Origin of the sequence: Bradyrhizobium sp. USDA 4538 (genome assembly GCF_024171045.1) — a bacterium.
GTDB classification, from domain to species: domain Bacteria; phylum Pseudomonadota; class Alphaproteobacteria; order Rhizobiales; family Xanthobacteraceae; genus Bradyrhizobium; species Bradyrhizobium australafricanum.
The window spans coordinates 215,063-239,552 of sequence record NZ_JALJZE010000002.1 but is presented as its reverse complement, the minus strand read 5'-3'; the positions used below and the strand labels follow the sequence as shown (position 1 = coordinate 239,552).

Annotated in this window: 19 protein-coding genes and 3 pseudogenes; 7 read left to right on the top strand and 15 right to left on the bottom strand. The window is 60.0% G+C overall.

The genetic code is table 11. The features are described 5' to 3' along the window. Window positions 1-176 precede the first annotated feature (176 nt). Window positions 177-410 carry a hypothetical protein gene (locus J2R78_RS42405; RefSeq protein ID WP_253610190.1) on the bottom strand — a complete coding sequence of 78 codons (234 nt, stop codon included), beginning with the start codon at window positions 408-410 and terminating at the stop codon, window positions 177-179. A gap of 29 nt (window positions 411-439) precedes the next feature. Between J2R78_RS42405 and J2R78_RS42400 the strand changes: the two are divergent. Next, window positions 440-559, top strand: a pseudogene (locus J2R78_RS42400) (ATP-binding protein); the annotation flags it as partial. A 200-nt stretch (window positions 560-759) separates the two neighbouring features. On the opposite strand, the gene tnpB (J2R78_RS42395) reads toward J2R78_RS42400, so the two are convergent. The 8 genes from tnpB (J2R78_RS42395) to J2R78_RS42360 form a co-directional block, all read right to left on the bottom strand. Next, a complete protein-coding gene (gene tnpB, locus J2R78_RS42395) occupies window positions 760-948 on the bottom strand; it encodes an IS66 family insertion sequence element accessory protein TnpB (protein ID WP_253636052.1) in 189 nt (62 codons plus the stop codon). A 59-nt stretch (window positions 949-1,007) separates the two neighbouring features. After that, the gene (locus J2R78_RS42390; protein ID WP_076825176.1) at window positions 1,008-1,598 is read right to left on the bottom strand and encodes a UPF0149 family protein; all 591 of its coding nucleotides are present in this window, start codon (window positions 1,596-1,598) and stop codon (window positions 1,008-1,010) included. Between the two features lie 29 nt (window positions 1,599-1,627). Further along, the gene (locus J2R78_RS42385) at window positions 1,628-3,190 is read right to left on the bottom strand and encodes an IS66 family transposase (protein WP_253610192.1); all 1,563 of its coding nucleotides are present in this window, start codon (window positions 3,188-3,190) and stop codon (window positions 1,628-1,630) included. A 50-nt stretch (window positions 3,191-3,240) separates the two neighbouring features. Further along, window positions 3,241-3,594 carry an IS66 family insertion sequence element accessory protein TnpB gene (tnpB, locus tag J2R78_RS42380; protein ID WP_069279868.1) on the bottom strand — a complete coding sequence of 118 codons (354 nt, stop codon included), beginning with the start codon at window positions 3,592-3,594 and terminating at the stop codon, window positions 3,241-3,243. Then, window positions 3,591-4,052 carry a transposase gene (locus tag J2R78_RS42375; RefSeq protein ID WP_141343522.1) on the bottom strand — a complete coding sequence of 154 codons (462 nt, stop codon included), beginning with the start codon at window positions 4,050-4,052 and terminating at the stop codon, window positions 3,591-3,593. Before J2R78_RS42375 ends, tnpB (J2R78_RS42380) begins: the two co-directional genes overlap by 4 nt. A 53-nt stretch (window positions 4,053-4,105) precedes the next feature. Further along, window positions 4,106-4,552 carry a transposase gene (locus tag J2R78_RS42370; protein ID WP_253610193.1) on the bottom strand — a complete coding sequence of 149 codons (447 nt, stop codon included), beginning with the start codon at window positions 4,550-4,552 and terminating at the stop codon, window positions 4,106-4,108. Between the two features lie 420 nt (window positions 4,553-4,972). Then, window positions 4,973-5,695, bottom strand: a complete 723-nt coding sequence (locus tag J2R78_RS42365) for a 4'-phosphopantetheinyl transferase (RefSeq protein ID WP_253610194.1) — start codon at window positions 5,693-5,695, stop codon at window positions 4,973-4,975. Window positions 5,696-5,892: 197 nt separating this feature from the next. Continuing rightward, on the bottom strand, window positions 5,893-9,147 hold the full coding sequence (locus tag J2R78_RS42360) for an amino acid adenylation domain-containing protein (RefSeq protein WP_253610195.1): 3,255 nt from the start codon (window positions 9,145-9,147) through the stop codon (window positions 5,893-5,895). A 1,700-nt stretch (window positions 9,148-10,847) separates the two neighbouring features. Between J2R78_RS42360 and accD the strand changes: the two genes are divergently transcribed. After that, a complete protein-coding gene (gene accD, locus J2R78_RS42355) occupies window positions 10,848-11,720 on the top strand; it encodes an acetyl-CoA carboxylase, carboxyltransferase subunit beta (protein ID WP_253610196.1) in 873 nt (290 codons plus the stop codon). 248 nt (window positions 11,721-11,968) lie between these two features. Here the strand turns inward: accD and J2R78_RS42350 are convergent, their stop codons facing one another. The 3 genes and pseudogenes from J2R78_RS42350 to J2R78_RS42340 form a co-directional block, all read right to left on the bottom strand. Then, window positions 11,969-13,360 (bottom strand): MFS transporter, encoded by a 1,392-nt coding sequence (locus J2R78_RS42350; RefSeq protein WP_253610197.1) that lies wholly within the window; start codon window positions 13,358-13,360, stop codon window positions 11,969-11,971. A gap of 709 nt (window positions 13,361-14,069) precedes the next feature. Continuing rightward, on the bottom strand, window positions 14,070-14,672 hold the full coding sequence (locus J2R78_RS42345) for a plasmid pRiA4b ORF-3 family protein (protein WP_253610198.1): 603 nt from the start codon (window positions 14,670-14,672) through the stop codon (window positions 14,070-14,072). Continuing rightward, a pseudogene (locus J2R78_RS42340) lies at window positions 14,669-14,935 on the bottom strand (transposase domain-containing protein); the annotation flags it as partial. The gene J2R78_RS42345 and the pseudogene J2R78_RS42340, both read right to left, overlap by 4 nt. A gap of 508 nt (window positions 14,936-15,443) precedes the next feature. Here J2R78_RS42340 and J2R78_RS42335 point away from each other — a divergent pair. The 3 genes from J2R78_RS42335 to J2R78_RS42325 all read left to right on the top strand — a co-directional run bounded on the left by J2R78_RS42335 (window position 15,444) and on the right by J2R78_RS42325 (window position 18,650). After that, window positions 15,444-16,286: a reverse transcriptase domain-containing protein gene (locus J2R78_RS42335; RefSeq protein ID WP_253610199.1), complete on the top strand. Its 843-nt coding sequence runs from the start codon at window positions 15,444-15,446 to the stop codon at window positions 16,284-16,286. 518 nt (window positions 16,287-16,804) lie between these two features. Then, a complete protein-coding gene (gene ltrA, locus J2R78_RS42330; RefSeq protein WP_253607755.1) occupies window positions 16,805-18,055 on the top strand; it encodes a group II intron reverse transcriptase/maturase in 1,251 nt (416 codons plus the stop codon). A gap of 133 nt (window positions 18,056-18,188) precedes the next feature. Then, on the top strand, window positions 18,189-18,650 hold the full coding sequence (locus J2R78_RS42325; protein WP_253610200.1) for a group II intron maturase-specific domain-containing protein: 462 nt from the start codon (window positions 18,189-18,191) through the stop codon (window positions 18,648-18,650). 167 nt (window positions 18,651-18,817) lie between these two features. On the opposite strand, the pseudogene J2R78_RS42320 reads toward J2R78_RS42325, so the two are convergent. Next, window positions 18,818-19,009, bottom strand: a pseudogene (locus tag J2R78_RS42320) (transposase); the annotation flags it as partial. A gap of 211 nt (window positions 19,010-19,220) precedes the next feature. Here J2R78_RS42320 and istA point away from each other — a divergent pair. Together istA and istB are read left to right on the top strand one after the other, a co-directional pair. Next, entirely contained in the window at window positions 19,221-20,723 is a 1,503-nt protein-coding gene (gene istA / locus J2R78_RS42315) for an IS21 family transposase (protein WP_253610614.1), read from the top strand. Continuing rightward, the gene (gene istB / locus J2R78_RS42310) at window positions 20,720-21,562 is read left to right on the top strand and encodes an IS21-like element helper ATPase IstB (protein WP_076832955.1); all 843 of its coding nucleotides are present in this window, start codon (window positions 20,720-20,722) and stop codon (window positions 21,560-21,562) included. Before istA ends, istB begins: the two co-directional genes overlap by 4 nt. Before the next feature lie 181 nt (window positions 21,563-21,743). Here istB and J2R78_RS42305 read toward each other — a convergent pair whose 3' ends face one another. Both J2R78_RS42305 and J2R78_RS42300 read right to left on the bottom strand, forming a co-directional pair. Next, complete coding sequence (locus tag J2R78_RS42305; protein ID WP_253610201.1) at window positions 21,744-22,784, bottom strand: HlyD family secretion protein; 1,041 nt, start codon at window positions 22,782-22,784, stop codon at window positions 21,744-21,746. A gap of 4 nt (window positions 22,785-22,788) precedes the next feature. Then, window positions 22,789-24,411 (bottom strand): MFS transporter, encoded by a 1,623-nt coding sequence (locus J2R78_RS42300; protein ID WP_253610202.1) that lies wholly within the window; start codon window positions 24,409-24,411, stop codon window positions 22,789-22,791. Window positions 24,412-24,490 lie beyond the last annotated feature (79 nt).

Genomic DNA, 24,490 nt, shown 5'->3' with positions numbered 1-24,490 from the left:
TGCGTTTGTGTCGCGGTCGATAGATTCGGCCACAGGCGCGGAATGTCGGCCGGACGGCCAGGTGGATTTGCCAACGTCGGTAGGGGTCGATACGCAACGCGACCTGGAAGCGGTCGGTGGGTCATCGCGAATCACCTTCTCGTCGAGAAGGCTCAGACTCGCGCTCAAATGTTGCATCAATGCATCAATGGGATCAGCGTACGTGCACTGATGCGCGGCAGATCGGCGGCGTTCGGGCGGGAAGTGATCGTCTCGGCAAGATCCGTCGACGCGATCCGAATCGCCCGCGGCCGGCCGTCCGGCAGCGCGACAACGACGTAGGCGGGACCGCGCCCCGACCGCTCCTTCAGCACCTCAAGCCGGTGCCCAAAAAGAAAATGATGCGGGTCAGTGATCGTGACGTGAGACACGACCCGCTCAAGAATAGGGGTACTCTGACGTGTTCGGCGATCCCACGCTTGGCGATGCCATCTTGGATCGCATCATTCACAACGCTCACCGCATCGAGCTCAAAGGCGACAGCCTGCGGCGTCGGGCCGATGATAGGACAAAAGCGTGACCACCGTGCGCCCGATCGTCCCACCGGCCCACAGGCCCTCCCGCGCGCGCCGCTGCGTCGCTCGTGGGGCACTCCGCGCCGCGCACGGGGCCCTCCCATGGACCGCTGGGACGATCTTCAAACCCTCCCGCCCGTCTTGACCAGGAGGATCATTTCCAGCACACATTAAACCAGTCAGTCGTGTTCGCCTCCGCAAGTGATCACCATCGTCTGGAATCCGTGATCACCATCGCCTGGAACCACTGATCATCATCCCTGGAATGCGCACCCGAGAACGGGTTAGCTCCCATGCTCTCGCGCACCAGGGGCGCAAGACCGTCCATGCCCTTGCGGAAGTCTACCGGTTTGGTCGCCACCATCACCCGGACAGCACCCGACGGACCGATCACCGGCTCGCCTTCAGCGCTTGGACAATCGTAACCGGTATGAGCTCCCACGTCCGCGATGATTAGCGGTCGCGTGCGTAGCGGATGGGCATCCAGTGCTGGCGCAGCGCCTCGACGACGGTTGGGATATCGAGGTAGGCGTTACGGAGGAAATCCTCGGTTTTGCGACCGTTTCGTGGCGGTCCGAGCAGCGGACGGGCCTGATCGTCGCGACAATGCAGCAGGATGGGCAGCAGCAGGCCGTGATTGACGTTGTTGACGTCGAGCAACGGCGCCCACGCCGACAGTCTGAGCCGCATCGCGGCATAGAAACCCTGGCACCAGGGATGCGCATCGATGTTGCCGCTGGGGTCGCGCCGGTGCATCGGCTCGAACCGATCGGGGGCAGTCGAGAGGGTGTTGCTGATGTCGTTGTGGCGCAGCGCGACGGCGGAGATCGCGGCGAACTCCGGCGTGCCGCCATGGTTGAAAGCGTCGGCATCGATCGCGAGCAGCGGGCAGATCCAATCGAGCGGGCTCATTGACACCGGTCCGGCCACGATCGCGGCGGTATAGCCGTCGAGCATGGGAATGCTGGTGGCGGCAGGATGGCGATCGACGCGATCCTGGAGCCATCGCTCGAGCTCCGCAAGCGACATCGCGGCTGACGCCATCGACGATCCTGCCTTATGGCGACGTGGGCTCATGCCGCTGCCTGCGGTGTGTGCCGGCGCGCCGCCTTCCAGTTCCAGGCGAGCAGCTCGTGCAGCTGATGGCTCTTGGTTCGCCCGGACACGATGCGCTCCAGCACATCGGTCAGGTAGGCCTGCGGGTCGAGCTCATGGAGTTTTGCCGTGTTCACGAGCGACGCCAGGATCGCCCAGCTCTCGGCGCCGCCTTCGCTGCCGCTGAACAATGAGTTGCGTCTTCCCATCGCAATCGGGCGCATGGAACGCTCGACTGTGTTGCTGTCAACTTCGACACGGCCGTCGCGGAGAAACAGCGTCAACCCGTCCCAGTGATTGAGTGCGTAGTTGATGGCCTCCGCCAGCTTCGATTGGGAGAAGAGCTGGCCGACCATTGCGGTCAGGCGCGTCCTGAGCGCCTCCATCAATGGAGCGGACCTGGTGCCGCGGGTGGCCAGCCGCTGCTCGGCACTGCTGCCACGGATCTCTGCTTCGATGGCATAGATCGCCTGCAGGCGCTCGATCACTTCGCGCGCGAACGGCGACTGGGTCGTCTTATACACCTCGACGAATTTGCGGCGGGCGTGGGCGAGACAAAAGGCGAGTTGGATCGCGCCGCCATGATCGCGGGCGAGCGCTTTGTAGGCGGCATAACCGTCGACCTGCAGAATGCCGGAAAAGCCCATCAACTGTCTGGCGATCTCCGCCGTGCCGCGGCCGTCGGCGAACACGTAGGCCACCGCCGGCGGCGAGGGACCGCCCCATGGCCGGTCATCCATGGCATGCGCCCAGAACTGGCAGATGCGCGGGCGATGTCGTCCGGGATCGAGCACCGGCATCGGCGTCTCGTCGCAGAACAGGCGCGGCGCGGTCTGGATCGTGCGCAGCTGAAGCGCATAGAGGCTCCTGAGCCACCAGGCCGCACGCTTCACCCAGCCGGCAAGCGTCGCCCGGTCGAGATGGACACCCTGGCCGGCCAGAATTTGCACCTGTCGGTACAGCGGCAGATACCAGGCGAACTTCGAGACTACCACGTGGCTCACGAGTGCGGTCGAAGCCATGCCGCTCTCGATCAGGCGCGGCAGCACCTTCGCCTGGATCACACCATCGGTGCAGCGGCGGCAGCCGTACTTGGGACGGACCGTCCGCAGCACCCGCAGGATCGCCGGGATGATGTCCAGCACCTCGCTGACGTCCTCGCCGATCTTGTGAAGCTGGCCCTGGCAACACGGGCATGCGGTCGCCTCCGGCTCCAGCACATGCTCGCAGCGCGGCAGGTGCTTTGGAAGCGCGCCGATGTTGCGGCGCGCCTTCTTCCGCAGTGGCTTGCCGGGCGGCTTTGCCGCAGCTGCATCGTCGTTGGCAGCTGCAGGCGGCGTGACGTCGGTCTCAAGATCGCCAAGCTCAAGCGCGAGCTGCTCGGCCACGAGCGCGGCAAGCCGCTCCGAGCGCTTCCCGAAGATCATGTCCTTGAACGTCTGCATTGCTACGCGCAGCGTCTCGTTCTCAGCGTCAAGCGCGAGCACCATCTCGGTCAGAGCTGCCGGATCGGTCGGGAGAGTGTCGGGGCGAATCGCCATGACCAGACGATACATCCGTGCGACCCATGCTCCAGTGAAATCCTCACTTCTCAGCCGACAATGGCCGGCTGCTTCACAGGCTTGGGCGACACACGCGTCCACTCGAGCCCGTCGAGTAGCATCGCAAGCTGCGTCGCACTGAGATGCACAACGCCGTCGCGGATCGGCGGCCAGGTGAAACGCCCCTGGTGCAACCACTTCGTTACCAACACCATGCCGCTGCCGTCCCACGCCAGAAGCTTCACTCTGTCCATGCGCTTGCTGCGGAACACGAAGACGTCGCCGCAATATGGGTTCGCGCGCAGTGCTTCGCTCACCAGCGCCGACAGCGTATGCACCGACTTACGAAAGTCGACCGGCTGGGCCGCCAGCACCACCTTGAGGTCTGACCGTAGAGCAATCACCGGATCCCTCGAAGCGCCGATAGCACCACCGAAAGCGTCGCCAGTTCCACCCCCGGCTCGACCCGGATGCGCGCCCCGTTCACCTCGATCTCGACCACTCCACAGACCTTGGCCGGCGGCGTGGCAATCTCCACGGGCTTCGTCTGTACCGGCGAAATACACTCGGACTTGCCAACCCTCCCGCCATCGCTCTCGGCGCCAATTTGGATAGGCACGAAGTTCTGGGCTTTGCCGGCCAGCGCCGCCGCTACCTGGCGTCGCCACACCGTGAGCAGTCCGCGAGAAACGCCATTGCGCCGCGCCACCTCGGAGATGTTCGCCCCCTCCTCAAAGCTCTCTGCCGCGATCCGGGCCTTCTCCTCGCTCGTCCACCGTCGCCGCCGGCGCTCCCCAGTGATCACCTCAACGCGGCGATAAGAGTCACCTTCCTGCCTGGCATCAAGCATGGCATTTGCCATCGCGCCACCTCCACCGATCAGCTCTTGCCAGCCTGTATCGCAGACAAGCTTCGTCACTGCGAGGTGAGGCCCTCATGCCGGTTACGGACAATCGATGCAATCATCGTTGGGTCCGCACCACGACCGGCACGGATCGTGATGCCGTCAACTTCGATCTCGATGACCCCGGTATCCGGCTTGGCCTTGCACCGCATTCCTTTGCGCTCACGGCCAAGAGCGGGCGCCGGCACCACGGCGTCCACCACCGCCGGCACAAACTGTACTTCGTCCGCCTCGAAATGACCGCCTGCGGCTTCTCGCAACTGCCGCTGCCAGCCAAACAGCTGCTGCGGTGACAAGCCATGCCGTCGTGCCACGGAACACACCGAGTCGCCACTCGACACGATCTCCGCGACAATCCGCGCCTTGTCCTCGTTGCTCCACTTCCGCCGACGACCGGCTCCGGTGAAGACCTCAAGCCGCCGCACCGGCTCCGTGATAGCAGTATGCACTGTGTTCATTCTAAGCCTAACGGTCGAACCGAACCGCAGACTCGCAGATCACCCTGTCATCCGGTAGGTGGCCGCTGAACAGCGCTTACCATGCCCACAGCAACCGCAGAAGAAGAAAAACAGGTTGAAGTCGCGATTCCAGATTGACCACGCGGCTTGACCGATGCCAGAGAACCAGCCGGCCAGAACGCCTCGCCGCCGGGCGAGATCAAATCGGAATGGTGGGCGACATCGTCTGGGAATCCACGGGCGACTTCATATCGGTACGCCTGGGCGACTTCGTCGGAATCCGCACTGGTCATCGTCGACCATCACAAAGTATCCTCCTATTTCGGTGGGACTTTGTGCGCCAGAGTACTCAAGGCACGTCGTCTGCAAAAAAAGTCGCACTCACTGTGAAGTCGCTGACGTTTGGCGGTCTTAGCGAACTCAATGAGGAACATTTGGCGGACGCTCCCCGCTTCCAGACGCCGGTACCACTGTGGTCGCGATAACTACGCCCGCGCTCAAATTGAAGCCGCCGCTTACCACAGAGGAACCTAGTAATGACTTCTCACCGGCAAAATATCCTGCGAAGGTCATTGAAGCCCAATCGAGCTCGACGTGCACGTCCTTAAAATCCAAAAAACGCCGCGTTACAGGAAAATAGGCTTTGAAGATGCTCTCTTTTATAGAGAATAAGCACTTTGCAACGTTTCCTCTGTCGTAGCTTGAGCCTGCCTCGGCTTGGGTGAGTTCATTCGTAGAAGAGATTATTGGAATGAGATCGGATTCAAGAGGAGACGCGTCTTCAACGTCAAATCCTAAGGTCCTCACGTTCCTCGCATAAGCAACGATCGCGCCGCAGAATGCATCGCAATGCGAAATACTACCGACAATGCCAGATGGCCAGATTGGAACGCGGTTCTTATCAGCCAAGATCGGTGCGGGTATCAGCCCCAATCCTCGTAAGGCGCTTCTCGCGTAAAATCGGCCAGTCGCAAACTCTTCTTGGCGTTTCTTTACCGCGTTTTGGACTATCCTATACTCCGGTGGCCATAACTGGTCAGTGCCGGCTCGCTTAACGCCACCAGAGAAGAATACATTAGAAGGTAGCAAATCAGAAACTACCCGAGAGATATCAGCGGCCCTCGGCAAGAGATCCTCGCTCATTCGTAGCGAACTCCCTAGATTCAGAAGCCTACGGCGGGGCAAAATTCCATTTCAAAAGCAGCTGATCTCTGCCGCGACCCTGCAATGCAGATCCTCAATAGCAATCCTCGATTCGGAAATCATTGATTGAGAATCCTAAGTCTGAGTCAAATCCTCAAGACCGTTGGTATAATTCCGAAGGATCAGCGACCATCTATTTAGTGCTGATTCCTATGTGAGCTAGCCATGAGCCGCAGTGCCGGGCGGGCTTGTCCGGCACCGGCTAGGTAATGCGTCAATTGAGCAACGGTGGGCGCTTCGAACAGCGAGCGGATCGTCAGCTCAACGCCAAGCGTGGTTCGGATACGGCTTATCAAGCGGGTGATTAGTAAGGAGTGTCCGCCGAGATCGAAGAAGTTGTCGTCGATGCCGACGCGCTCGAGCTCGAGGACTTCAGCGAACAGAGTAGTTAGAAACTCCTCTTGCGATGTGCGCGGTGCCCCGATACTCGATGGTGCGAAGTTGGGCGCGGGCAGTGATTGCCGGTCAAGCTTGCCGTTCGGCGTCAGCGGCAAGGCCGGGAGCATAGTGATGGCGGTTGGCACCATGTAGTCAGGCAATGCACTTGCCGCATGCCGGCGTAGCTCAGCCCCCTCGATAACAGCAGCGCCTGAGGCCACAACATAACCGACTAATTGTTGGCGACCCGGCTCGTCCTCGCGTACGATGACGGCTGCCTGTGCTACGTTCGAATGACGGGTCAGCACCGCTTCCACTTCGCCAGGCTCGATGCGGAAGCCACGGATCTTCACCTGGTCGTCGGCGCGACCCAGGAAGTCCAGAACACCGTCCGCCCGCCACTTCGCCAGGTCTCCCGTCCGATACATCCGGCTCCCGGCAGGACCAAACGGATTCGCGACAAAACGCTCCGCACTCAACCCAGGACGGTTGAGATAGCCGCGCGCCAGGCCAGCTCCCGCAATATAGAGCTCGCCCGCAACACCAGCCGGGACAACACGCAAGCCTCCGTCCAGAACATAAACCTGCGTGTTCCAGATCGGTCGGCCTATTGGGGCGTTGTCACCGGCATCGTCCTCCAGTCCAATTTCGTGGATGGTACAGCCAACGACAGTTTCTGTCGGCCCGTATTCATTGAATAAGCGGGTTTGTGGTGCATGACTGCGCCAAGGTGCCAGAGTTGACATCTTCAAGGCCTCCCCGCCGATGACTAGGCAGTGAGCAATACTGGCAAGGGAATTCTGAGCAACTATTTGATTAAAAAGCTCGACGTGGGCTGGTGTCACCTTGAGAAAGCTAAAATCCCTCAATTCTCTCACTAGCCGCTCTATCAGAGCTGCGAACTCCTTCTCGTCCGGCAGAAGATTGACGATCCGTCCCGATACAAGAGGGATGAAAAGGCTGGTAACGGTTGCGTCGAACGATAACGACGTATTGATCGCCGCGCCGGAGCCGTAGTTGACTGGATAGGTATTTAGAGCCCAGGCGATGTAGTTCTGAAGGCCTGCATGTGGCACCAGCACCCCCTTAGGTCTACCGGTAGAGCCTGATGTGTAGATGACATAGGCAGGGTTGCTCGGCCTGAGCGGCCGGATGCGGTCTCGATCGGTCGGATTGCCGGCGGGAGCCGCGGCGAGTGCGGCAAGAGTGCTGGCATCATCGAGCTGCAGCAGCTCCGCCTCGGGCAGCCGGGCCGCTACCTCGCTCGTGCTCAGCAGGCAAGCAGGCCGTGCGTCCTCCACCATGAAGGCGAGCCGGTCCTTGGGATAGTCGGTATCAAGCGGCAGATACGCCGCTCCGGCCTTGAGGATTCCCAAGAGCCCGATCACCATCTCCAGCGAACGCGGCAAGGCAAGACCGACGATGTCCTCGGGACCCACGCCACGCGCGATCAGCAGATGCGCCAAACGATTGACCCGGTCGTTGAGCTCACCATAAGTGAGGGAGGTGTCCTCGAACACCAGAGCGATCGCATCCGGCGTCCTCTCCACCTGAGCCTCGAACAGCACAGGCAACGTCGCCTCTGGAACCGCATGAGCCGTGGCGTTCCACGCCTCAAGGATCTGATGGCGCTCCGAAGCATCAAGGATTTCGATCTCGCCGATCCGAAGCTCGGGATCAGATGCAACAGCTTCCAGAAGGCGGATCAGTCGCGCTCCCAGCTGCTCCACCGTCTCTCGATCAAACAGGTCACTCGCATAGTCCAGCGCGCCTTGCAGACCCTGTGGCTCACCACCCTCCCCACGCCGCTCGCTGAACGTAAACTGAAGGTCGAATTTGGCACTCTCCATGCCTACCGGCACCGGCTTCGCCTCAAGCCCGGGTAACTCAAAATGTGCCCGCACATTGTTCTGTAGAACCAGCATCACCTGGAACAGAGGGTGCCGCGCCAGTGAACGTGCCGGGTTCAGCTCATCCACCAGGCGCTCGAACGGCAGGTCCTGATGCTCATAGACCTCCAGGTCGCTCGCGCGAACCCGCCCCACAAGCTCGCCAAAGCGCGGATTGCCCGAGGTGTCGGTGCGCAGCACCAAGGTGTTCACGAAGAACCCGACCAGATCGTCGAGCGCATCATCCGTGCGCCCCGCAACCGGGCTCCCCAACGGAATATCCGTGCCGCAACCCACCCGCGTCAGCAACGCTGCCAACCCAGCCTGCAGCACCATGAACAGGCTCGCCTGACTGGTACGCGCCAGACCCAGCAGCTTGCCGTGGAGCTCCGCATCGATCCATAGCGGCACGCTCGCACCGCGATAGCTCGCTACCGCCGGACGAGCCCGATCAACCGGTAGATCAAGCTGCTCAGGAAGACCTGCAAGAGCCTGCTTCCAGTAATCAAGCTGACGGCTGATCAAGCTCTGCTCGTCTCCCTCATCACCCAAAAGCTCACGTTGCCATAAAGTGTAATCCGCATATTTAACGCCGAGCATTGGCCAGTCCGGCACTAGGTCCTGGCAGCGCGCCCCATAGGCCGCATTAAAATCGCGCGCTAACGGCGCGAGCGACCAGTCGTCGCACGCTATATGATGGATGAGAAGCAAAAGGATATGCTGCTCTTCGTCGAGCTGCAGCAGCCAAGCCCGGATGGGAAGCTCGCTGGCGAGATCGAACGCATGCTGCGCTCTCTGAGCCAGCGCTGCACAAAGCTCGTCGGCCGTACACTGGCTTACAGTCAACACTGGACGAGCAGCATCCGGCGCCAAGATCATCTGCAACGGGGTTCCGTTCTCCTCGATGAAGATCGTGCGCAAGCTCTCATGGCGCTCGACCAAATCGCAGAGGGCCTTCCACAACGCTTCCGGATCCAGATGACCGGTCAGCCGCAAAGCAAGAGGAAGCTTACAGATCGCGCGCGCCGCGTCATTTCGATCAAGCAGCCATAGACGGCGTTGGGCAAAAGAAAGCGGGAGACGCCTCTTGCAGTTATGCGTAAGAGGGACAGGCATAGCCACCATTCTTCCTCTCCACTAAGGCGACAAATCGCGCCACTTTGCCAAAATTAAAACAGCACAAAACAACCGCTAGCCTAATATAACGGCTAGATCACCGCATGTTCACTCGCCTCCTAAAGCCTTACTCGAAAATATCAAATAGAACGTGCATCAGAGGGATAGTTCTTGAGCCGCACTCTGATTGTCACAAGGCGGGCGCACTCTTTAACAAGTCAAAGGTGGTTTCTACGCAAGGCTAAGACGGCACACATGCCGGGTCACCATAGGCTTAGTACGGTCGCCCTTCTTCGCGAGACCAAATCGGACTTCTTTTCCAGCGAGAACCTCACTTGTTTTAAGCCAAAGGGAATACGTGCTCTTCGGCATTCACTAGAACCAAGTGCTTGATGTCAGGACGATCAAGCAGATTCGTGATGAGCGGTCCTTCTGAGTGATCTCAGACATGACGAGCGCAATCGGGATGTAATCAAACACACGCTCGAATTGCAAGAGCACTTATCGAGAAGCGGCAATTCCAAAAGTATGGTTCGGCGCGACTTGACGACGAGCGCTGCAGGACTGACTTGGCCTGATGGAAAGATAAAAATCTTGTGAAGGTGGCGCCCGTGTTGCAGCTTCGTTGTAAGCAGAGCCAACGATAGCTAAGAAAGCGAAATGAAAAGATTGACGCGACGCTGAAGGCGAAGATCGCGCTAAAGGCGATGTTGGAACGAGCAACGGCAGCCGATTTGGCCCAGCGCTTACGAAGTTCATCCGAACCAGATCGACGTTCATCCGAACCAGATCGACGCCTGGAAGAAGCAATTGCTGGAACAAGCGGCACGGGCCTTTGACGCTAATGTCTGACGGAAGAAGAACCAGGGGGCTCGCGAACGCGAGATCGAGAAGTTACACACCAGGATTTGAATGACTGCAGTGGAGCCGATCTTTTAGCGCGGAGGTCCGGAAGATAAGCACGCCGGACGTCGTGGAATGGCTTGATTGCGCCGACCGGCTCAGTCGGCCGCTCTGGCGTCTACCTGCCACCACGCTCAGACTATAAAGACCTTGCCATGATGCAGCGGATCGATGAGCTGTTCATCGCCTAGCCATTCCTGGGCTCGTGGCGGATAGCTGCGATGCCGGAAGCCGAGGGAGCGGACAGTGAACCGCAAGCGCATGCAGTGGTTGATTTCAGCACTGCGACCGAAACGGAACACGAGCAAATCGGCGCCTGGTCGCGAGATCTTTCCCTACGTGCTGCGCAATTTGAGGATCGACCAGCCCCATCAGGTGTAGGCTGCCGACATCACTCATTTGCCGATCGGTCGCGGCTTTTATCTCGTGGCAATCAGGAGCCGTGCAATTTTAGCGTAGACCATCTTTAATACGATGAACACCTCGTTCTGCCTCGCGGTGCTCGACGTTCTGACTCTGCGCGGGCGGCCGGATATCTTCAATACCGACCGGGGCCGCTAGCTCACCGGCGCGGCCTTCACTGGTGCGATGGTAAGCGCCGATATCAAGATCTCCATGCATGGCTGCGGTCGTTGCATGAACAAGACATTCGTTGCATGAGGACATCTCTCTCAAAGGCTAGCCGCATGCGCCGAATCGGCGTCACACCTCTGGTTAGACCCCGGTTGACATTTCCACTTGGTTCATCTAACGGCGCTAGCAGCGCAGCGGGGGGTTGCGAACGCCGATTGATAATGGATTCACCCATGAATTGGATCACCGCGGTAGTTCCTCCAAAGGTCCGCACTCTTCTTCGGAGGCAAACGCCAGAGAATCTCTGGATCAAGTGCCCCCAAACTGGCCAGCTCGTCTTCCGCAAAGATGTTGAAGCCAATATGTGGGTGATTCCGGGCTCGAATCACCATATGCGGATTACTGCATTGCAGCGCCTGTCGATCACGCTCGATGAGGGTTCCCAAGAGAATGTGCCCTTACGGGAGCTGCCTGTCGATCCGCTGCGCTTCCGCGACAATAAGCGTTATGTGGATCGCCTCAAGGAGGCGAGAACGAAGACAGGCTTGCAGGACGCGATCAAAGTGGCCCGTGGTACAATCGAGGGTATTCCTGTCACGGTAGTTGTCCACGACTTCAATTTCATGGGCGGTACGCTTGGCATGGCGGCGGGTGAAGCCATCATCACAGCTGTAGAAGCCGCCATCGAACACCACACACCTTTGATCTTGTTCGCGAGCGGGGGCGGGATGCGCATGCAGGAAGGGACGCTGTCGTTAATGCAGATGGCGCGCACAACTGTGGCCGTGCAGCGTTTGCGGGAGGCAAAATTGCCATATTTCGTTGTGCTGACGGACCCGACGACCGGCGGTATCACCGCTTCCTATGCAATGCTGGGTGACGTCCACTTCGCCGAACCAGGCGCTTTAATCGGCTTCGCCGGCCCGCGTGTGATCGAGCAGACCATCCGCGAAAAGTTGCCCGAGGGCTTCCAGCGAGCCGAATACCTCAAGGAGCACGGCATGGTCGACATGGTCGTGCCCAGAGCCGAAATGCGCGCGACCCTCGCAAGGGTCTGCGCCTTACTGACCCGCAGACCGCCAACCAAGGCCGCGGACGCCAAGTAGCCTCAATCGCCGGCATCACCTACCAGTTTAGCGTAACCCCACGTTAATCCAACGTGTCTGCATCTTGCTTTGCCAACTCGGCAACCATCAATGCCACTGATGACCGCTCGGCATAGATGTCACCATAAAGCACACCCTCAACGTCCGCTCTCTACAACCGCAACCGATATTATCAGCTTCGAGTCGGTGGGTACGGACAGACATCCTTGCCGCGTAACCAAGCGTCCGAAGAGTGCTGTCCCGCTTTATCAAGACGGCGGACGGCTAAGTGAACGATCATGCGGTCTAACACACTCCGCCGGAGGATCCCCCTTAATGGACGCAGCCGGCGAAAGGTGGTCTTCGATGCGCAAAAGCATGGGGTTGAACAGCTGCAATACGGTGAAGAGCGCGCAAACGACGCCTAGGGCGGCGAGGACGACACCTGGATCCAACACTGCGGCGAGTGCGCCTCCTGCCGCGGTCGATATCGGGAGGATAGCCAAGGCGATCATACGGCGGATCGAGAAGACGCGGCCTTGCAGCTTGCGCGGTGTATAGGACTGCCAGATCGTCTGCGAATGCGCGTTGAGGATCGGACGCATTGCGGCTGCGAGGAGCGCGGTGACGGTGCTGACGATGATGAACGGAGAGAGACCGAATACGGTCTGCACAACGCCGGCAAGTAGCATTGGGATGAGTACGCCGTAAACGCGTTGGCGCTTCAGCCCTCCCCAAGTACTGACAAGCACACCGCTGACGACGCCGCCGACCCCGCTCGCGATGCCGATGAGCGCGAGCCCGGTCTGGAAAGTATAGCCGTGCGCCGCAAGGTCGGGGGCGAGGTTGAATCGCACCAGCAAGGGTACGATGACTCCGACCGGAGCCCCGGCGAGGTTCGCGACCGCGAAAGTCGCAAGCAGCCAGATGAGCGGTGGACGGTCGAGAATATAACGCGCGCCTTCCCGCATGTCTGCGACGAGGTTTTGCTTCGGCCTGCCGTCCGCTCCCATCCCCCGTACGGGCGAAGGCACGTGCATGACCATGAGCATGAGGGCGCAAAGGAGAAAGGTCACTGCGTCGATAGCAATGACCAGGGCCGCACCGTCGCGCTCGGCGTCCCAGCCCAGAAGCGCGGGCAAAGCGATGATAACGGCGGCGAGCGCCGGGGAGACAATGCTCGCGAGCGACGAAGTCGTCTGCATCATGCCGTTCGCTCTCGGCAGGAGCCGGTCCGGAACGAGCATCGCGTAGGAGGCATCGAACGTTGCGTAATGAAGGGCACTCGCACCCGCGGCGAAAATACCGATCAAGGCCAGCATCCAGATCTGAAGGCTCCCCGATACCATCAGCGAGAGGGTTACAAGCGCGATCAGCCCGTTCACAACGTTGGCCACAATCATAATCCGTTTGCGGTCGTGACGATCGGCAAACGCCCCTGCGATGGGGCTACCGAAAACGAAGGGAATGGCGAAGCTTAGATTGAGGACCGTCAACGCCAGGGCGAGCTGGGTGCGCTGCTCAAGCACAGGAAAGAGCACTAGCGTTATGTGCACATTGAGCGCAAACTTGGTCATACCGCTGCCAATGACCGAGAGCGATTGTGCGGCCCACAGTATTACAAAGGTCCGAAAACCGTGATCGGGAGGGGTGTAGGACATCGATAGGCACCGTCACGTTGTGTATTGCGACTTACATATTCGACAATTAAAGTTCACACAGGACACCTCGACCAGGGCGTCTTGGCTGCGTTGAATTTAAGATTCAGAAAGAAAAATGCTCATATCGATCGATTAGTCGATTAAACTGACAATGTCGACGAGACTGCGGAAGCGAGACCGCAGCCAGCGTGGGCCTTGAGCGGGATGGCTCTTGGTTTAAGTCGATTTGGCTTCCCAAATATGATCGCTTTTCAACATGCCGGCTGGGAGGCAGGCCAGCATAATAGGAATGCCCTATTCAGAGACCCCCCCGTGAACAGGTGGTGAAGGCTGTCATCACGGCGGCGATAAGCCGACGAAGATTGCGGGGCCGCACTGTGAATGGCCCATGGAAAGAGTGTCGGAAGGATTTTACAGTGTGCGGGCTGATCGCCGAACTTGCTAATGTGGCCTCAAGGTGAACTAGCGATTCGGCCGTGAAGAATCTGCCAAGTCCTTGAGCGGGATTCGATTTTCGGGTGAGCGCAACATTTGAAATTTCCGGGTTTTAGGCGTTGAGGTCCCAAAAGCGCGCAACTTGAAGTTTTGGATTCCATCGAATCGAGTGGCGTGATTCCTTGGGTTGCATCGGAGGGATACGCTAGAGATCGTGTTGTCTGATATGGAGGGTAAGCGTAGCTCTGAGGCCCATTTGATTGGCGCTTGACGTCTATTTTGAGCGCGTGGTGCGCCGGCGCGGCTTCCATATGTCGGACAACGCATTGACAGCGGCCTCAAGCGCCTTCCGGTCGACGACGTTGGGATCGAACTGCTCCGGGCCCCAGAGGCGCATATGTTCGTGCTCCGGATGGGTGGGGTCGCTGATGGCGTCGAGGTATTCAGCATAGCCTGGCGCACCGCCGACATCTTCCGGAGGACAACGGCCGGCGGCCTCGAGCAAGAACGGAAGTCCCTCCGTTGTCGTGTTGTCGAACCACTTTTCAAGCTTGATCACGTGATCCCAGCTGTCGCCGAAGTCGTAGAGATAATGGATCGTCTTCGCGCCGGTCTCCTGAACGATATTAGAGAGCCGCGTCTTGCGGGCATCGATGGGCTGAGGGCCAAAATCTCCATCGGGATCAGGTATACCCCAACGTCCTTCGCCGGCCAGGAACTCGAAGAGATGGCTGTTCGTCCAGCCAAACGCCTCCTGAAGCGTCAGATGCAACCGATCAAGGCGCAGGGTGACGGGGACGACAAGGCGACGCATCACCTCCGGCTTCACATCCTTGAGGATCACCTTGATCCGGACCGCGGTCGTGTTCAGGCTCATGCTGCCAGCCTCGGATCGTGTGTATGCATCGTATAGGTCGACGCCCAGGGAAGCAGTTCGTCCAGTCGCGCCGCAGGCCAACCATTGACGAGCTTGGCGAGAACGTCAGCGAGCCAGTGCTCGGCACTGACGCCATTGAGCTTACAGGTCTCAATGAGCGAAGCCAGCAATGCCCAATTCTCGGCACCTTCGTCGCAACCGGCAAAAAGGGAGTTCTTGGCATTGAGCTTGATCGGCCGCATCGCTCGCTCGACCGCATTGGAGTGTGTGCCTTGCAAGGCGCACTGTTCTCCCTGGTGTAAACCCAGGCCGGCAAACTCTCGCTCCAGCCGGAAGTATTCGGGGCGGGTCAGGAGGCGACGAATGACCTGAAGCACTCCGAAAATGTGCCCTTTCGAGGGTCGACGGTCCGCGCGGGCCGCAACGTGAGTGAACATTGAGCAGGCCTCGAAATGTCGTTGTGGGAGCCGACCCGCCATTCTAACGGGGAAAGCCGATGCCGTGGGGGAAGCGAGCGAGAAACGCACCCCAAGGTCCCACCGGGGTAGTGATGGCAGCACGCGCGGGACATGGACAGTGAGCAACAAGGGAAGTCTGCCGCCGTGGATGGGCGCAAGCCTGTATCCAACGGCAAACCCGTGAGGGGCAGTGCCGGCGATGGCAGATGGCGGATGGGTTCGTATTACCGGTGATGTCGGGTAACGCCGACGGAGGAAAGGGACCCTGACTCGATCCATGCGAGAACGACAGTTGAGAACACGGCGATTGGTGATGAACCTAGCAACACCGGAAATATCTGTTCAGAAACTTCAAACCTCGCTGCAGGCGAAAGCTAAGGCTGAACCGGACTATCGATTTTACTCTCTTTGGGACAAAGTCTGCAGACTGGATGTGCTGGAAGAAGCCTACAGGCGCTGCCGCGGAAATCGGGGCGCTCCTGGGGTGGACGACGTCACATTTGCTCAGATCGAAACCGAGGGACGCGAGCGATGGCTGGAAAATGTCAGAGAGGAGCTGATGTCGGGCAACTACCGACCACAGCCCCTGCTGAGGGTATGGATACCGAAGAGTAATGGCGGACGTCGACCGCTTAGCATTCCAACCGTAAAAGACCGGACGGTCATGACGGCAGCGATGCTGGTGATCGGCGCCATCTTCGAAGCGGACCTGCTGGACAACCAGTATGGCTTCCGTCCGAAACTGGACGCCAAGATGGCGGTGCGCCGCGTGTTCTGGCACATCAGAGACCATCGACGATCGGAGATCGTCGACGCGGATTTGAGGGATTACTTCACCTCGATTCCGCATGCACCACTGGTGAAATGCCTCACACGCAGGATCGCCGACGGTCGGCTCCTCTCAATGATCAAAGACTGGCTGACAGTCGCGGTCATCGAGAGAGACGGTCGGCGAACCACAAGGACGGCGGAGGCCCGTACGAAGAAAAGAGGAACCCCACAAGGCTCACCTTTGAGCCCGCTGTTGGCGAATCTCTACTTTCGTCGGTTCCTGCTGGCTTGGCGCAAACACGGACACCAAGACCAACTCGATGCGCATATCGTGAATTACGCGGATGACTGTGCGCCACGACGGCGCGAAGGAGGTGTGATGTAGAGCACCTTTGAGCAGCCTTGCTGCACAGAAGATGGGGGTTGGCCCCTCGAACTCGGGTTGCAGGATCAGGGTTCAAACCACCGGCTGCTGCTTCGGCCCAATGGTTGAGGTGGTGAGCGAGACCGGAAAAGGCAGAGCGAGACTCTGTCAGGTAAGGATCGAGGAGACGAGCGCAAGCGAACCACCGATGAACTGTCGAAAGCGTAGGGAAGACGTCAAAACCAAGGGGTAGTCGTTATCTTGGGATCAGTCTGAGCGATACCTGTTTACGGCTCAGGCGGCGTCCGGCAGGCGAGGTGGCGTGACCTCGGTTCAGGCTTCTGTGCGGAACGTGGGAACCTGTATCGCGATGCCAAGGGAATGGTTCAAGTGGAAGCCCCACAAGAGTCTGAGTACCAATGCGCGATGCAGGGACGGAGCCGTGTGTAGTAGTGACGAAGGCACTGTAATGGTGGCGGAGCGAAGGCACGGCACTGTCCCGCTTGATTGGAAGAGCAACCGGAAACGGGAGGACTCTTTTGGGTCAAGCAAAGCCGTATGACATCCCCAAGCGCTGGGTTTGGGAGGCGTACAAACGGGTTAAAGCAAATCGGGGCGCAGCCGGTGTGGACGAGCAGTCGATCGAGGTGTTCGAGGCAGACTTGCAGAGCAATCTGTACAAGCTCTGGAATCGAATGTCTTCGGGCAGCTACTTTCCACCGCCGGTCAAGCGTGTGCAGATCGACAAGCGCGACGGCGGGAAGAGGCCGCTAGGAATTCCTACGGTGTCGGATCGCGTTGCTCAGGCGGTCGTCAAAGGATATCTGGAGCCGGATTTGGAGAAGCACTTTCATCCAGACTCGTTCGGATATCGACCCGGAAAATCGGCGCTCGATGCCGTTGGGGTTGCTCGCCAGCGATGCTGGCGGCATCCCTTCGTGCTCGATCTCGACATTCGGGCCTATTTTGACTCGATATCGCATGAGCTTTTGCTCAAGGCGATTCGGAAGCACACGGACTGCGCTTGGGTGTTGTTGTACATTGAACGGTGGCTTAAAGCTCCCGTTCAACTGGAAGACGGCACCCTTGAACCCCGTGAGAAGGGCACGCCGCAGGGCTCGGTGGTATCACCGCTGATGGCGAATCTCTTTCTCCACTATACGTTCGACATGTGGATGCGAAGAAATCATCCGAGCATCCCGTTCGAGCGTTATGCCGATGATATTCTCTGCCATTGCGACAGTGAGCGGCAGGCACAACAACTGAAGGAGGCGCTTGCGAAGCGCTTTGCCGAATGCGGACTGGAGCTTCATCCGGACAAGACGAAGATAGTCTATTGTAAGGATGACCACCGGCGAGGTGATTATCCTGAACAGAAATTCGACTTTTTGGGCTACACGTTCCGCGCCCGTCGGTCGAAGAACCGTTGGGGAAAGCACTTCGTCAACTTCAGCCCCGGTGTCAGCAATGCCGCGACGAAGGCAATCCGACAGGAAATCCGTGCCTGGCAACTACGCTGCCGGGTGGATAAGAGGATCGACGACCTGGCGAGGATGTTCAACCCGATCATTCGAGGCTGGATGAACTACTATGGTCGGTACTACAAATCGGCGCTTTACCCGACACTACGCCATCTCGACCGATGTCTCGCGCGATGGGCGATGTCAAAATACAAACGTCTGCGGCGACATCGAAGACGGGCAGAGCACTGGGTACGGGACATTGCGTGCCGCACCCCCACGCTGTTGGCCCATTGGTCGATGCTGCACAAGACGGCGGCTGGACGGTAAGAGCCGGATGAGCGGAGACGTTCACGTCCGGATCTGTGAGCGCCTGGGGGTGAAACTCCCCCGGGCGACTCGACTCGTGATTTGCTGCCGCCCAGGTTCGTCCGAGATGGCAATGACGCGAATGGAGACGCTAATGAGCAGGCTCGGGCTGGAGGTGAACGAGACCAAGACGCGTCTCGCCCGTATCCCGGAGGATAGCGTAACATTCCTCGGGTATACGATCGGACGCTTCTATGGAAAGGGAGGTCAAGCGTTCCTTGGTACAAGACCTTCCAAGAAAGCCGTTCGACGATTGCTCAGACAGATCCATGAGCGCACGACACGTCAGTGGTATCCGGACACACCGGAGAACACAGTCGCTGTCATCAACCGCTTTCTACGCGGTTGGTGCGGCTACTTCGACCAAGGGCCAGTGGTGGAAACTTACAACCTCATTCGGCAATACGTCGATCGCCGTCTGCGACATTGGTTGGTTCAGCGCACCGGGGCGCGCGGACGGGGCTTCAACCGTTACTCGCAGGAGTTCCTGCATGAAACGCTTGGCCTCTACCGCCTCCCCAGAGCACGTGCCGACATGCCGAGAGCGAAGGCTTGATAGATCGAGAGAAAGCCGGGTGCGGGAAATCCGCACGCCCGGTTTGACGAGCGGCGACTGGAAACGGAGCCATGGTCCGAAATGAGGCACCGGCGCATCAGCGAAAGCTGCCGGCCAACCGCAACTCCTCGGAACCTGTAGCCACCGCGCCAGTCGTCGACTCTACCCATCTCGATGCGCCCGTCATCAAGGTAGAACGTCAGGCCGTCCCAATGACGCAGCGCGTAACGCAGGGCCTTCGCCGTGTCGCTCTTCTGCGCAAGGTGAGCAAGCTTGGCCTCAAACCACTGCTTCAAGGCTGCAGCCAGAGGCCGGGCATGCGCTTGTCGCCCCGCGCGGCGCTCGTCTGCGCGGCGGCGATCAGGGTGAGACTTCAGCGACAATCAAGGTGAGACTGCGCCGATGGGGGCGGACCGAAGGGAGGGCGTAGCCCGACCGGAGGACCGTCCCCATCGGCGTCGCGCGTTTTTGGACCCGTCTGGCGGCCGGGTGCGGCTGGTGCAAGCTGTTGATTCGTCTCGACAAGAGGGAATCGATGCCTTGCCTGGCCTCCACATCACCGACCACCAGATGAGGCTGTACATGACCTACCGACAGACACTGTCCCCCGAGGCCGCCGCGGCCAAGGCGGGGTTCTCGAAGGCAAGCGCGTATCGAATCGAGGGCGATTGTCGCCCGCCATCGCAGAAGAAGACGCCGAGGGGCCGGCGCCGGTCCGATCCGCTCGCGCAGTATTGGGAGGCCGAGATCGTTCCGATCCTGAAGGCTGCGCCCGGCATCCGCGTGATCGGCGTGCTGGACGAGCTGCGCCGACGGCATCATGACCTGAACCCGAACATCCGCCGCACGCTGGAGCGGCGCATCAACGCCTGGCGGGCGCTCAACGGCCCCGAACAGGACGTGATCTTCCGCCAGCAGCACGAGCCCGGCCGCCTGGGTCTGTCCGACTTCACCGACGTGAGCGCGCTCGGTATTACCATCGCGGGTGAGCCGCTCGGTCACCGGCTCTATCACTTCCGGTTGGCGTTCTCCGGCTTCGAGCATGCCCATGTCGTGCTCGGCGGCGAAAGCTTCGTCGCCCTGGCGGAGGGCTTGCAGAACGCGCTGTGGGCGCTTGGCGGCGTGCCGCGGGAGCATCGCAGCGACAGCCTGTCGGCAGCGTTCCGCAATCTGGCCGCCGACGCACGGGAGGATCTGACGCAGCGCTACGCCGGGCTGATGGGCCACTATGGCATGGCGCCAACGCGCAACAATGCGGGCATCGCACATGAGAACGGCTCGATCGAGAGCGCGCACGGCCATCTCAAGCGGGCACTGGAAGATGCGCTGTTGCTGCGGGGGACGCGCGACTTCGCCAGTCTCGATGCGTACCGGGCTTTTGTCGACGAGATTGTCGGCCGGCGCAACGCCAACCTCGCCAAGCCGATCGCGATCGAGAAGGAGGCATTGGCGCCGCTGCCAAAAGGCCGCACGACCGACTTCGAGGAGAAAGTGATCCCGGTGACGTCGTCAGGCGGCTTCATCCTGCGGCGCGTGTTCTACACCGTGCCTTCAAGATTGATCGGCCATCGCCTGCGTGTGCGCATCTTCGACGACCGGCTCGAATGCTTCCTTGGCGTCACACCGGTCGTGACGCTGCGGCGCGGTCGGCCTGTGTCCGAGAGCCAGGGCGGTCATGTCGTGGATTACCGGCATGTCATCCATGCCCTGCGGCGCAAGCCGATGGCGCTCCTCAATCTCGTTTATCGCGACCAACTCTTCCCGCGTGCAGCTTACAAACGTCTGTTCGAGACCTTGCGGGAGCATGGTGATGACCGGCGCGCCTGCAAGGTGACGGTCGAGCTTCTGGCGCTGGCTCACGAGCGCGCCTGCGAAGCAGACCTCGCCGAGGCGATCGCGATGGATCTGGACGCCGGACAGTTACCCGATCTTGCCGCGCTGCGCGACCGCTTCCGGCCCGAGGCGGCCTCGATCCCGCGTGTCGCCGTCAAGCTGGCGCCGCTCGACGTCTACGATGAACTCGCCTCCGTCAGCGTCATGTCGGGCCGCTCGAACCTGGGAGAGGCAGCATGACCGGTATCGCTACCTCCGTCGATGCTGCCCGTGTCGAGCTGCTTCTCAATGAGCTCCGCCTGCCGGGCGTCAAGGCGATCTGGCCGAAGCTCGCCGCACAGTCGGACAAGGAAGGGTGGCCTGCCGCCCGCTTCCTCGCCGCCCTTGCCGAGCACGAGGCCGCCGATCGCACCCGCCGTCGGATCGAGCGACACATGGTGGAAGCGCGTTTGCCCGCCGGCAAGACGCTCGCAACCTTCGACTTCGAAAGCGTGCCGATGCTATCAAAGGCACAGGCGATGGCGCTCGCCGCCGGCGACGCCTGGTTGAAGGCCGGCGCCAATTTGCTCTTGTTCGGTCCACCGGGCGGCGGCAAGACCCATCTCGGCGCGGCGATCGGCCTGGCTCTCGTCGAGAACGGTTGGCGCGTTCTCTTCGCGCGAACCACTGATCTGGTGCAACGGCTGCAGGTCGCGCGGCGCGAGCTGGCGCTGGAGTCCGCGATCGCCAAACTCGATCGCTATGACCTCCTGATCCTCGACGACATCACATATGTGAGCAAGGATCAGGCGGAAACCAGTGTGTTGTTCGAGTTGATCGCCGCCCGCTACGAACGACGCTCGCTGCTGATCACGGCCAATCAGCCATTTGGCGAATGGGGGCGTATCTTCCCGGACCAAGCAATGACGTTGGCTGCCATCGATCGTTTGGTCCACCACGCCACGATCCTCGAGATGAACGTCGAAAGTTACCGTCGAAAAGTTGCCCTCGATCGCAAGCGCGGTCCAGGCCGGCCGCCTGTTCACACTACCCCAAACGAACTCGACAAGACTTTAATTGACGCTGGCAGCGCCGCTTGATTGTCGCGCAGCGTCAATCAACGCTTGCCAAGTCGACGGCCAGCGTCAATTATCTCCTGACTCGGCCGCCTCGTCTCATCTTGATTGACGGGCCGCTCTCATCCTGATTGTCGCGCTATACCATTACCTCTAATCGGGATTTTCGTGACATAATCCGACGGATCAACGCGCGTGGATTCGCCTAGCCGCCATGGCTGGTGTCGACCGTCACGGTCACCGAAAGACCAGGGAGCAGACGTTCGACATTTGGTTGACCCTCGTCGAACTTGATACGGATAGGCAGTCGCTGCGCTACCTTTGTAAAATTGCCCGTAGCGTTGTCGGGTCGAAGCACGCTGAACTCCGAGCCAGTTGCCGGTGCTAAGGTCTCGATCTTGCCCGTGAAGTTGAGGTCGGGAGCAGCGTCGAGAACCACCTTGGCCGGCATGCCAGGCCGTATACGGCGTATTTGGGTTTCCTTGAAATTGGCGATGACCCAGCGTTTCGGCGGAACGATCGCCATAAGTTGCGTGCCTGCACCGACGTATTGTCCGAGACGTGCGCCGATCTCCCCAAGCTTGCCGTCTTCCGGGGCCTCAATGCGAGTGTTCATCAGATCGATGGTTGCCAGTTGTACGGCTGCTTCAGCGGCGGCGACGGCCGATTCCAGCGTCTGCCGGTGGACCAGCATGCCCTGCAGATCCTGCTGGGCGACATCGAGGTTGGTGGTTGCCTGGACATAGGCTGCGCGCGCCTGTTCCAGCCCGCTTTGCGCCTGATCTAGATTGCTCTGGGTCGTTGCACCGCGGGTATTCAGGTACTCGATACGCTGATCGTTCGCCTCGGCATTGTCCCGGGTCACCTTGGCGGCCCGGACCGATGCCTCGCCAGCGCGGATCTTGGCTTCCGCCGACAGAGGCTGTTGCTCGGAAGAAGCAAGGGCGGCCTTTTGCCCTTCCAGGGTCGCCTTTGCCTGATCGAGCTTCTGCTGATAGATGCGATCATCGAGGCGCACGAGGATCTGCCCCTTCTTGACCTCCTGAAAGTCCTGCACGGCGACCTCGGCGATGTATCCGGCGAGTTGTGGTGCGAGAATGGTGACGCGACCGCGCACATATGCGTTGTCAGTCGACTGTTCGACACTTGTAAAGGGCGGCAATCGCCAAGCATAGAGAACCGTGGCGATGCCGGTCACGCCAACCGCGATTGCAACTATGGTTGCGGCCGATCGAAGAAACTTCATGATGTCAGTTGCCCGTTGGTTGGGGACTCGGCTGCACGGCGCGTATTGCAGCCTTGGCAATGGTGCGAACGAGAAGGATCAGGAAAGCACAGGCGGTAACGATCGAGATCAATAGGAAGGCGTCGTTGTAGGCGAGCACGTTGGCCTCTCTCGTGGCCTGTTGGCTGAGCAATGCGATGCCTTCGGCATTGAGCAGGGCTTTATCGGTAAGAACCCTTGAATAGGCGCCGCCAAGCTGCGAGATGCGCTGCGCCACGATCGAGTCGGTCAGGGCGATGTGTTCAACCAGGTAATTGGAATGAAGCTTCTCGCGCAGCGTAATGAACGTCCCGAATACCGCCGATCCGAGCAGGCCCCCGACCGACTGCGTCGACAGGAAAATGATGACGAAGCTGAGGATGTAGTTCGGCCCCTTGGCCAGCGCCGACGTCAAGCCGGCAATCATGGCCGGCGGCAGGAAAAGCGCGCTGGCGAACGCGATCATGGCCTGGCTTACCAATAGATCGTTGGGACGCGTCAGGCTGGTCGATTGACTGTCGAGCCATGCGCCCAGGGCGATAAGCGCTAGTGCGACCAGATGGATTTTCGTCGCACGGCCCGGCTGCATCACGGCTGCGCAGGTCAGGCCGCCTGCAATCGATGCGCCGAGGATCACCCAGTAGAGCGTCGCCATCTGCGCGTTGGACAATCCAAGCACCAGGAACATGCCCGCCGCGCCCGTGGTTTGCTCCGAAAGCAGGAGCCGAAACAGCAGTAGAACCCCGGCGAAATGCAGGATACCGGGGCTGACGAGCCATCGTATGTTGAGCAGTGGGTTCTTGCGGTTGAGCTCGATGAGAACGGAGGCAGTGATGGTCGCGAAGGCGATCGCCAACAACACACCGAGCCAGGGCGCTTCGAACCACCAGTACAACCGGCCCAGCGAAAGGACGATGGCGGTGCAGCCCATGCCGGTGGCAATCAGCAAATAGCTGAGGACGTCGATCTTTTCAATCACCTTGGCGCGCGGTTGCGGCTGCGACAGGGGCAGCATGTAGACAAAGCCGAACGCCACAAGCGCCAGCCCGACATCGAGGATGGCGATGCTGTGTAGCCCCTGTATATCGAAGAGATAGGGCGAGATCAGCCGAGCGATGGGTGTGCCCAAAGTCGTGTTCATCAGGGCCAATGGTGCACCAACACGTAGCTTCAGATTCGGTGGGAAGGCCTCCATCATGTAGAGGAAGCCGAGCGTCGAAATCGGCGCAGCCGCTATGCCATTCAGGAAGCGCGTCACCACGGCCGAATTGAGGTCCATGATGTAGAGGTTGAGCAGTGACGCGCCGACAAAGAGAGCGATGCTCGCTTCAGCGAAATTGCGCAGGCCAAATTGGGTACGGACCTTGATCAACGCCAGCGCCAGTGAAACGTTGGGAGCCCAATAGGCCGCGATCAGCCAGTTAGCCTCGCTTGTTGTGGCGGCGATGGCACCCTGAATCTGCGGGATGTTAACGCTGATGAGGTTCATCGCGAGCCCTTGCGTGAGCGCGAGCCAGATGGATGCAATCACGTAGGCCGACGCTCGTAGCTTGCTCAGCGAGTAGGGCGGCGGCGTGGTGGGGGGTGTCGGTGTGGCCGGATCGGACATGACGCTACTGGTGGGCCTCAATGTTCCGAGATATGTGCGTCAGGGCCTTCAATGCCGTGCGCGGATCGTTGACCAGGGC